The following is a 10,721-nucleotide window of genomic DNA, read 5'->3' as shown; positions in this document are numbered from 1 at the left end:
TGAATAGCCTGTACCAAAGTCATCGATAGCAATTTTGCAGCCCAGTGTTCTGAGTTCAGCCAATTGTTTAAACGCTGATTTCGCATCATCGACAATCATCGTCTCCGTTAACTCAAACTGCAGTCGACCAAATGGTACTTTGTACTTCTGTGCAAGCTCAGTCACTTGGCTTATTAGATATCCACTTTGTAATTGTTTAGGCGATAAGTTAATCGATAAAACAAAGTTAGGATGCGTTATATATTGAGCAATCTCGCTGATCGCTTTCTCCAGTATCAGTGCAGAAAGCGGCATGATTTGACCCGTGTGTTCGGCTAACGGAATAAATACGTCCGGCGGCACCCAGTTACCGTCATTATCTCGCCAGCGAGCAAGTGCCTCGACACCGATAATTTTTTCAGTTTTTAAGTCAACAAATGGCTGATAATGCACTTCGAGCTGGCGCTTCTCGATAGCCACTTGTAGTTGGTTTCTTAAGGTTAAGTCCGATTGATACTTAAGACCCATTGCTTGAGTAAAGAATGCGAAAGCGTTACCACCCAGCTCTTTAGCCTTGGTCATGGCCACATCTGCATTCTGAATAAACGCCTCGGCTGACGAGACTTGTAATTCGCGTGATGCGATACCAATACTGGCGGTGAGATAAAGGTCAATGTAGTCAATTTCGAACTTCTTCTGCAATGCGACGAGTAAACGTTCTGCTACTTGACTCGATGTTTCCTTACTTGACTGAGGAAGAAACAGAATAAACTCGTCACTGCTAAAGCGCGATAGTTGAGCGGATGACGGACTTGCCTCGAGTAAACGCGTAGCAACATGTTTTAACAACTCATTACCGGTATGCAAACCTAAGCTATCGTTAATCGGCTTGAAACCATCCAAGTCGATAAAGAGTATGTGAGCGTCATCGGTGTTTTCTAATAACCACTGGTTGATGTGTCTTTCTAACACATCGCGACGCATGAGTTGGGTGACTGAGTCAAAGTTAGCCATTTGAATCAGTTGGCCTTGTTGCTCGGTTAATTTACGGTTGCTCTCAATCGATTCGAGCAGTAGGAACGCGAGCAAAATACCGGCAATTAAAATGGTTTGGTTGACGCGTGCTGCCTGCCAGAATACGGCCGGGTCTGCAATAACCGCGTGGAGCTTGACCGGTTGGCCGAGTACTGTCGAGGACGCCGAAACCTTATAGGCATGCATCGAATTAAGGTCACTCAAGCTAATCACATCGAAAGAGTCACTGCTTATCGGTAGCAAATATTCCTCTGATAACTCGACATAACTGTTAAAAATATCGAGATAAGGTATGCGATCGATACGCATCAAATCTTTGATATCTAAAACTACGATCAACTGATCAGACACGATGCTCGGATTTGTAATGGGATAACTTAAAATGAGTCTTGGCGATCCTTGTTTAAGTGAATAGGCTGAGATAACACGACTGGTCGTATGGACATTCTCGGCACGCCATTTTTTAATCGACGGTTGATTAATTATCTCGTCGTCAATTTGAGATATAGTGATCGGGCTAAATAGTAGATTCTGTTCTTCATCATAGACCCCCATCCATTGAATAAGTGAGAAATCTCGCGTGTAATCCTCGGTATCAATATTGATAATTTGCTCGACTGAGGAGGCTGGCAATTCGCTCCAACGACGGTATAAACGGGTGAGCGCGCTGAACTGAGATTGTAAGCGCTGCCCTATCACATCGGCTGATTGCGTCAGGTTAACTTCGCCACGACTCCGTATTTCGTTGATGTCGGCATTCGATTGAGCAAACCAGATACTTATCGAAGCACTCAACGCAAAAATAAGGCAAGCAATTGACAACTTCGAGCGTCGAGGCGGCGTTTGGTTAAAACAGTAAAATAACATTCCCAAGCCCGTGATAAGGCCCACTATGGTTGCTGCCGAAAACGCGATTGGATTTTGTATTTGAGGATAGGTGGGTAGGCCTAGCCAGATGATGCCAAAGCTCACTAATGAGATGAGTATAAAAATGCTACCGACTGTCTTCCAGACGATACGGTGCGTCTGCGTTTGGCCAGTTGCGAGGTAGACGGCTGCAAGCAAGAAGCAGCATGAAGGTAAGAACAGAGGTAGCTGCAAGTCTTTGGCGTTAAGCGCATACAATCCTGTAGCGATTAAGCCCATCCCCGCGAATCGTGTCAGCCAGTATCGGTGCGCTTGTTGACCATAGAGTGCGGTGCCGATAAACAAAGCCGCAGCGCTGAGTGAAAGGCTTGCCGAGTTTATTCGTGCTGAAGGCTCTAAGAAGAGATAGTTAAAGAAACCAAATAAACCGAAAAGTAAGCATGAGAAAGCCGCCGTTTGCACGACAGAGGTGGACGCATGTTTGAGGAGTGCGTTTAGCAAAGCGAGTCTCTCTTATCGATGAGCTTCTTTTACTTCTTAATGCAAAACAACAAGTTAACAGATTATCACGCGGAGAACACAAATTTTTGATTTTTGTTCTATTTTTTTCTGCCAGTACCGCATTTTGAGCGACTAATGAACTATTCGTTAACCACCATACAGGCTAGTGTATAAATGTTAAAACAATAAAAGGGTTGATTATGGTTGCTAAACACTTGAACGTGGCACTTTCACTGGGCTTAATCAGTGTCGTATCAATGGCAGGCTGCTCATCCAACATGCAGGAGCCGCAAACACTAGCACAGACATTAGAGACAGGTGGCGAGCTGAAGCCGTTGCAGCGCCACGTTGAATTAAAACGGGCTGATTTGTTCTTCGATATTCATCCAAGCTCCAAATCCGTCACAGGAGAAACCACGTTGACGTTGCAGCTCAGTCAACCCCAACAAACCCTGCTGCTTGATCTAGATAATAACTACGAAATTACCGGGCTGGCTGTTGCAGGCAATCAGATCACTCACTTTGAGCACAGCCAAGGCCAAGTAAGCATCCCACTACCCTCGGATATCATTGCGGGTCAGCCGTTTAATGTCACTATTAATTATGCGGGCCAACCACATGTTGCAGAGCGCGCTCCGTGGGATGGCGGCTATGTCTGGTCTACAACGGACTCCGGTGAACCCTGGATTGCAACAGCGGTACAAGGCGAGGGATGCGATCTGATTTGGCCTTGTCTCGATCACCCAACGTTTGAGCCGCAACAAACCGATATTCGCATTCGCGTACCAAAGGGGCTCGTCGCGGCAAGCAATGGTCGACTTATCGATACCACTGAGGGCGATGATTGGAGCGAGTATCATTGGCGTAGCGAACAGTCACAAAATAACTATGGCATCGCGCTAAATGTCGGTCCTTACGATAAGCTCGAAATGACTTATCAAAGTCGGTATGGGCATGAGTATCCGCTCGTTTTTTATTATCTGCGAGGACATAAGCAGGAAGCGAAGAAGCTTTTTGCCGAGTTTCCTAAACAGCTCGAGTTTTATGAGCGAGTGATAGGGCCTTACCCCTTTTACGCAGAAAAAATGGGCGTTGTGCAAACGCCGCATTTGGGAATGGAACATCAAACAATTAATGCTTATGGACAAGATTATAAACCCGGTAAGTACGATTTCGACTGGCTGCTACAACACGAGTTAGCCCACGAGTGGTTTGGCAATCAGGTGACCAACACTGACTGGGATCATATGTGGCTACACGAGGGATTTGGAACTTATATGCAGCCTCTTTATGGACAGTACCTGCATGGTGATGCGCTTTACCATGGCATGATGTATGACCAACGTATTGGCATCCGTAATGAGCACCCTATCGTCTCCAATCAACCGATGTCGGAAGATGATGTTTATAAACCGGACCGTGGACCCGGTAGCGATATTTATCAGAAGGGAGCTTGGGTACTTCACACGTTACGCAATCTGATTGGTGATAAAGCATTTTTTGCCGCAACGCGAAAACTGGTATACGGAACAACGAACCCCGAGCCTGGCAATTTCAAACCGCATTTTGCAGATACGCAATATTTTATCGATGCAGTAAACGCTGAGGTTGGTGAGGACATGACCTGGTTCTTCGAGCATTATCTGTATCAAGCCGCGTTGCCTGAGTTGGTGTCTGAGCGAGATGGTGAAAAGCTTACGCTATACTTTAAGTCCGCGGCTGATGCGCCTTTTCATTTGCCTGTTGAGGTTATGGTCGGTGATAAGTTAGAACGCGTTGAGGTCAGTAAAACGCCAACGACTATCGGCCTCGAGTCAGCCGATGTGCACGTAGTTTTAGATCCGAATGCCAAGATACTGCGACAACAAGACTATGTGGACGAATATTCGGCGTTTGAAGCGCAGTAAGCGATCCAAAAAACCATGGATGGTTTATTTATTATGTATCTTAAACAAACGAGAAGGAACGCATGAGCTACGTAAAAGAAACAATTGATATGTTGAAACGTACTTCGCCGGCTCAAAATGAGTTTTATCAAGCGGTGGAAGAGGTACTTGAGTCTATTGAGCCGCTGTTAGAAGAGCACCCAAAATATCGTCAGCAGGCGATTATTGAGCGACTCGTAGAACCCGAGCGACAGATCATGTTTCGTGTACCGTGGCAGGATGATAGTGGTCAAGTTCACGTGAATAAGGGCTATCGGATTGAATTCAATTCAGCCTTAGGTCCTTATAAAGGTGGGTTAAGATTTCATCCCTCAGTCAATGCCGGCATTATTAAGTTTCTTGGTTTCGAGCAGATATTTAAAAACGCCCTGACGGGACTCCCTATTGGTGGGGGCAAGGGGGGCTCTAACTTTGATCCAAAAGGTAAGTCGGATGCAGAGATCATGCGTTTTTGCCAATCGTTTATGACGGAGTTACAGCGTCATATAGGTCCTCATACCGACGTCCCTGCAGGGGATATTGGTGTGGGTACCCGTGAAATTGGTTATATGTTTGGTCAGTACAAACGTCTAAAGAACCGTTACGAGGGCGTGTTAACGGGGAAAAGTCTGCGCTGGGGTGGTTCGCACGCGCGCAAACAAGCCACCGGGTACGGAGCGGTTTACTTTGCTCAGTGTCTTTTAAGCGACTTGGGCGAAAAGCTCAGTGATAAGCGTTGCTTGGTGTCTGGCTCAGGCAATGTTGCCATATATGCGATGGAGAAGCTTTATGAACTGGGGGCGAAACCGGTCACATGTAGCGATTCAAACGGTATGATTTATCATGAATCAGGCATTGATTTAGACCTAGTTAAACAGATTAAAGAAGAAAACCATGAACGCCTGAAAACATATTTAGACACCCACGACGACGCCGAATATGTAGCTCGCGAAGATTACCCTGAAGACGGGCATAGTGTATGGCGTTATGAGGGTGATATCGCATTTCCATGTGCAACACAGAACGAGCTAACCGAGCAAGATGCGCAGGCGTTAGCAGAAAATGGGTGTTTAGCGGTTGTTGAGGGGGCCAACATGCCTTCGACGCAGGGCGCTGTTGATTTCTTTATCGAGCAAAAAATCGGTTATGGGCCGGGCAAAGCAGCGAACGCGGGTGGTGTGGCAACCAGTCAGCTAGAAATGGCGCAAAATGCGAGTATGCAGCAGTGGTCGTTTGATGAAGTGGATCGTAAATTACAAGAGATTATGAAAACCATTTACTCTGACTGTAAACGTACTGCTGAACAATTTGGCTCCCCTAGTAACCTCGTTTTGGGGGCCAATATTGCGGGCTTTAAAAAAGTCGCTGACGCCATGATAGAGCAAGGCGTTGTGTAAGCAGCCATTGATTTAAATAAAAAAGGGAGTGCATGCACTCCCTTTTTTTATTCCTGTTGATCGTCGACACTGTCAGACTCTTTCTGTTCGACAAACGGATCGATAGGTCGACGTCGCTCCCAAAAACCTGTCTCATTATCTAAGTCTGCTCCGGTACAGGCGGGTTGAGGTCCAATATCAGGATGTGAATCCCACTGTGAGTGGTTGCTGCTAGCCATGTTAATTTCCTCTAGATTAGGGCAATCACTTATTAGACGAAAAAATAACCAGTTTGGATGCTGTGTTCGAAAAATTTCATCAAAGCTAGCCTAACCTGAGCGATTTGATCCAATCATTTACAAATAGACATCACTTTGAAACCCAAATACATAGATAACTCGCTATAGTTAGCTCATAACAAAAATAATTCTACGATGATGCAACCTTTGCTTACGCGAGTACGACTCATTAAGTAAGCCTCAAGATTAGGAGTCAAGATTATGAAACGTTTAATTTCGATAGTCGCTGGCTTAGTCGTATCAGCGAACGTAATGGCAAGTGCAGAAATGAATATAGAACAGGCACCTGCGTCATCAAGTGTCATGCAGCATTACACAGTGACACCTGGACAAGCCGGTTACCATGACACCATTCGCGGCAGCGTACGTCTGACTCAGCAGCGTATGATGTATGATCTGATGCTTAGTAACCAAGCGATGTTAGCGAATGATGCTCAAACCGTCGTATCTCAAGTTCGTGAGCAGTTTCGGACGAGCAGCGTTGCAGCGACCGGATTTCCGAGTGCACTAAAGCTCCGCGCTGACAAATAGTTGAACCTTGTTCCCAACCACTGTCGAGTTGATTCGGCAGTTATAAAAAAGGCGCCTAATGGCGCCTTTTACTTTTCCTGATTTCATCGTTTATTGCTTAGGCATATCCTGATGAAACTCTGCTAAGTCTTCAATCACTTGCTGATTTGGAAGATCAGCAAAGCTAGCATCTTGGAACTTCTCACCGCGTAGTTGTACAGAGATTCGGGCACTATCTTCGTTTAATACCGTATCTTTGTAGAATTGCTTCGCGTCTTCCAGTGTCACCTGCTCTACTGCATTAATCAGCTGTTGCTTGGTATCAAAGTCATAACGATGTAAATACCAATCGCTCAACACCGGCTGTAACTCTTCAGACAGGTTCTTCGGCGGTTCGTTAAGCGTGACTAAGGTGCTCGATTTCAACTGTTCAAACGTTTCCGGCTTTAAGTTCTGCAATGTTTCCCAGTACTCTTGTTTAAAGGATTCAAAACGCGCCTGCATATCGGCAACGTTTTTCACCGGAGTCTGAATATAAAGACCAAAGCCTGTGTAGCGGTCCAGTTGCGGTGCAAAGGTGCCTACCGCATAAGCAAGTTGCTCTTCGGTGCGTAAGGTATCAAACGCCTCGGTACGGAAATGGCCTTGCAATACGGTCGCAGCCGCCTGAGTAGCAAAGCTCGGTGTGCCGTTAATATGTGCATCGACAATACCCACGTCAGCAACAGACAAATCCTTACGTAACACTAAAGATGTGTCAGACTGAGGCTTCCAGAAGCGCGCGGTGCGGAACTCAGTAATACGTCTGTCAGCTGGCAATACGTCCTTAATCTCATTGACAGCTAGCTGTAAATCAGCCTTGTCGTAGTTACCAAACGCAAACATTTTAATTGAGTTATTCGCTAGTAGTTCATCCATGTAACTTGCTAAATCAGCCGGTTTTACGTTCTGGGCTGCTTGGATAAGGCTGTCATCGGCAAACTGACCTTCGCGAATAATTTGTCCGTACGCATCAAAGGATTGATATAACGGGAATTGTTGTCCTTTGTTTTTGATACCGCGAACTAAACGATCAACAGCTTGTGCAAATGCTTGCGGTTCGATATCAAACGTGAGCTCCTCTAGTGCACGTTGCATGAGTTCTGGCTGTTTGTCGGTAAAGCCCGAAATATTAAAGGTAAGACCTCGATTGTCGTTTAGGTTTAAGCTCATACCCGCAATGCTTGCCTCAGTCGATAAGGCACTGACACGCAAGTTGTACAGGTCTTGCCATAAAGCAAGCAGTACTGATTTCTTAACGTCAGTAATCGGATCGGGGTTGTTGATGATGGTGGTTAGCACGCCCCGTGGTTGGTCGGCAAATACTTGGCTTGGGTACTGCCATACCTCAATACCGGGCTCTTCGATAACGACTTTCGGCTGGTCAAAGTCAGCATTTTTCTTTAAATCGAAGTTTTCAGGAAGCAACGTATTAACTTTAGGTAAGTTAATTGCGAGCTGTGGCTCGGCTGACCAAGTGGCAATCTCTGAAGCTGCGATATCCTCGACTTGGTATTTACCATCATAAAAACTCAGCTCTTTGTCGTGTGGTTCATCTTTAGAAATGTACCAAACGCGCAGGTGTTCAGGCGTTAACTGATTAAGTACGTTATTAATCGCTTCGGCATCAAATTCTTTATACTCGTAAGGTGCGCTGATCACGTACTGAGCAGGATAATTCTGCATCGCGGAAGCAAGCGAAGCAACGTAACCAAACTCGTCACCTTTTTCTAAAAAGCGGAAGCTGTTAGCCAGACTGGTTTGAATTTCCTTAAAGTATTTTTTATCAACGCCCTGTTCTTTTATCATGTTGATATATTGCATGACTAAGGCAGTGATATCTTCGCGATGCTTCATACCTGCATCAGTTAGATTTATATCCACGGTTAACGCGCCGTAATTACCGTACTCGGTCGGTGACGCCGATGCATTTAAGCTAGAAATTAATCCCATTGCCTTGAGGCGTTCAGTCGGTGTGCCTGGCATTTCTGAGCCCAATAAATAAGTCACAAAGCGATTGGGTTTTACCGCAAACTGGTCTTGGTTATCGTCAATAATAAACTCAAGGCGCAATTGCTTAACATCTTCATTGGGTACGTAGTGAATACGCTTTTTACCCGCTTTCGCGAAGTCAACTTTATCCGTTGTTTCTGGTGGCTCGATGTCATCATTTTCGATGCTGGCGAAATGCTTTTTCGCTAATGATTCCATTTTGTCCAGCGATTCGTTGCTAATCATTGCGACTTTCATGATGTTCGCTGAATAATAGCGATTATAAAAGTTCACAAGTTCTTCGTGTAGCTTGCTGTTCTCTTTATCACCGAGTGAATCGTTGTTACCAATTAAAAAGCGGTTTGCCGGGTGTTCACCTAAAAGCATGCGGGCGAGCTTAAACTGACCAAAAAAGTCCATCTCACGGCGCATCGACCACTCAGCGTTGACGGCATTTTTTTCCTTGTCGGCGTATTCTGCGTATAGCTTGGGTGATTTGAAGAAATCTGAGAAGCGGTCAAGTGCTTCATCGTACGCACTATTGTTCACTTTGAACATGTAGTTCGTGATATCAAGCCAAGTTGATGCGTTTTGGCTACCACCGTTATTACTCATGAACTCGCTGTAACCATTGGTGTCGGGATACTTATCGGTTCCAAGAAACAACATGTGCTCAAGATAATGTGCCATACCTTGCTGGGTCATGGGATCTTTGAGCAAGCCCACACCAACACTCAAAGCCGCTGCCGACTTCTCCGTGTTTGGATCGGAAATGAGCATAACTTCGAGTTGGTTGGGCAGTGTGACGACTCGATATTGGCGTTCGTCGTTCGGACTCTTTACGACTTGTTCAGCGAGTGCTTGTTGTGACTGCGCTGCTACTTGCGCATTATTAGATTGAGTTTCTGAACTGCTGCAACCAGCCAAAATAAGGGCTGAAGTGAGTGCAGACAGCATAAATAGATTCTTCATAAGCGTCATATTCCTGTTAAGGGTGTACTTTATAATAAACAGAAATACGTCGTTTCTTGCAGTAAAGAAATGCAAGGGCACAAAGCAATTTGTAACAGAATTTGACAGCCGCTTGTCTTTGCAGACTAAGCGACTGTCAGTAAATGACTAGCGCATCGTCACGAATGAAGTTTGAGTTCTATAAAATTGAGCTGAGCTTATACCGTGTTCACGGCAAAGCTCTCGAACGGGTACACCGTCTCGTTTTGTTTCAGACTCGCTAAGATCTGGCTGTCTATCTGTGTATCGTGATTTGTGTATAGAAAACTGTTGAAAAAAAACATTAATAGCAACATAGTGTTAAAAATATGTATATTGCTGATTTTCTATTACGAATATATTTATAGAGCTTAATAACAATCAAAAAGAATAGGGAACTCTTTCGGTAAATGCTCAGACATCTTTTAAACAATCAAGCCATGGTATGTCTCTGATGGAACAATGATAGCGCTTAACGCCTAAGAAAAGTATATGGCTAGCTATGACAACAGAACCGATGATCTCAAAATCGCAGAAATCGATTAAAACGAGGCGATATATTTATCACCTGAAGCTAGACTTATTTTAGAGGAGTTTCAAGATCATCTATAAGGATATGCTTTCCGAAGTGAGTGGTGGAGTCAACATTAGTGCAATAAAGGAGATTAAGTGTGCACAAGGCTGATAAATTCCCGATGAGAGTACGTCATCCGGTGATGGTGACAATAGCCATAGTTCTTATTTTGATAGTGTCTTTTGCTGGCAATAGCGCTGACCTTACAATATTGGCAGTACTATTTTTATTCGTAGGGGTTCAAGACAAGTATTATTTTGAGAGAATTAAGGATCTAGATAGGCGGCTCGAGTATGTCGAGTCTAAACTAAGTCACTCCTCACAATCTTCTGTGCAAACAACAGAAGAAGGCGCTGAAAAGAAAGGCTAGCAAGAACTGATTGGAAAACGAGTATTAAGAATTGAAAAGCGTGAATCGGCCGTCCGCTATATAATCGATATTTGCAACTTTTTCTAATGTACCCGATGCCAAGTACCTAGCGAGCTAATGGCGAACTTAGGACTCTGTCTATAAACCTATGCATTGGTTCTAGCCTAATTCACAAAGACAAAAGTAATGTATAAATATTGTTTAAATATTAAAAAAGCTGATAGGTTATAACTTCGTCAGACTTAAGCAAGTTGAGCGCGTCTT

Annotated in this window: 6 protein-coding genes and 1 pseudogene; 3 read left to right on the top strand and 4 right to left on the bottom strand. The window is 44.6% G+C overall.

Annotated elements, in window-relative coordinates:
* The coding region (locus B2X00_RS05880) for a putative bifunctional diguanylate cyclase/phosphodiesterase (protein ID WP_290486512.1) at nt 1–2,382 on the bottom strand (2,382 nt) is incomplete at its 3' end.
* Nucleotides 2,383–2,582: 200 nt separating this feature from the next.
* Between B2X00_RS05880 and B2X00_RS05875 the strand changes: the two genes are divergently transcribed.
* Both B2X00_RS05875 and gdhA read left to right on the top strand, forming a co-directional pair.
* Nucleotides 2,583–4,289: a M1 family metallopeptidase gene (locus tag B2X00_RS05875; protein ID WP_290486511.1), complete on the top strand. Its 1,707-nt coding sequence runs from the start codon at nt 2,583–2,585 to the stop codon at nt 4,287–4,289.
* Nucleotides 4,290–4,351: 62 nt separating this feature from the next.
* Nucleotides 4,352–5,704 (top strand): NADP-specific glutamate dehydrogenase, encoded by a 1,353-nt coding sequence (gdhA, locus tag B2X00_RS05870; RefSeq protein ID WP_290486510.1) that lies wholly within the window; start codon nt 4,352–4,354, stop codon nt 5,702–5,704.
* 47 nt (nt 5,705–5,751) lie between these two features.
* On the opposite strand, the gene B2X00_RS05865 is transcribed toward gdhA, so the two are convergent.
* Nucleotides 5,752–5,922, bottom strand: coding sequence for a hypothetical protein (locus tag B2X00_RS05865; RefSeq protein WP_290486509.1), 171 nt, complete (start codon nt 5,920–5,922; stop codon nt 5,752–5,754).
* A 261-nt stretch (nt 5,923–6,183) separates the two neighbouring features.
* Here B2X00_RS05865 and B2X00_RS05860 point away from each other — a divergent pair, with 261 nt between their 5' ends.
* Nucleotides 6,184–6,513 carry a hypothetical protein gene (locus tag B2X00_RS05860; protein ID WP_290486508.1) on the top strand — a complete coding sequence of 110 codons (330 nt, stop codon included), beginning with the start codon at nt 6,184–6,186 and terminating at the stop codon, nt 6,511–6,513.
* Nucleotides 6,514–6,603: 90 nt separating this feature from the next.
* Here the strand turns inward: B2X00_RS05860 and B2X00_RS05855 are convergent, their stop codons facing one another.
* Both B2X00_RS05855 and B2X00_RS12595 read right to left on the bottom strand, forming a co-directional pair.
* Complete coding sequence (locus B2X00_RS05855; RefSeq protein ID WP_290486507.1) at nt 6,604–9,495, bottom strand: insulinase family protein; 2,892 nt, start codon at nt 9,493–9,495, stop codon at nt 6,604–6,606.
* Nucleotides 9,496–9,657: 162 nt separating this feature from the next.
* A pseudogene (locus tag B2X00_RS12595) lies at nt 9,658–9,818 on the bottom strand (transposase); the annotation flags it as partial.
* Between the last annotated feature and the right edge of the window lie 903 nt (nt 9,819–10,721).

The organism is Idiomarina sp. UBA3162, assembly GCF_002364475.1.
GTDB lineage: Bacteria > Pseudomonadota > Gammaproteobacteria > Enterobacterales > Alteromonadaceae > Idiomarina.
Note: the sequence above shows the minus strand (reverse complement) of the source record. Positions and strands in the feature narration are given on the sequence as shown.

Bases quoted from the DNA above. Each gene is read 5' to 3' on its own strand.
- B2X00_RS05875 (WP_290486511.1), top strand. From the start codon at position 2,583: ATGGTTGCTAAACACTTGAACGTGGCACTTTCACTGGGCTTAATCAGT.
- gdhA (WP_290486510.1), top strand. From the start codon at position 4,352: ATGAGCTACGTAAAAGAAACAATTGATATGTTGAAACGTACTTCGCCG.
- B2X00_RS05865 (WP_290486509.1), bottom strand. From the start codon at position 5,922: ATGGCTAGCAGCAACCACTCACAGTGGGATTCACATCCTGATATTGGA.
- B2X00_RS05860 (WP_290486508.1), top strand. From the start codon at position 6,184: ATGAAACGTTTAATTTCGATAGTCGCTGGCTTAGTCGTATCAGCGAAC.
- B2X00_RS05855 (WP_290486507.1), bottom strand. From the start codon at position 9,495: ATGAAGAATCTATTTATGCTGTCTGCACTCACTTCAGCCCTTATTTTG.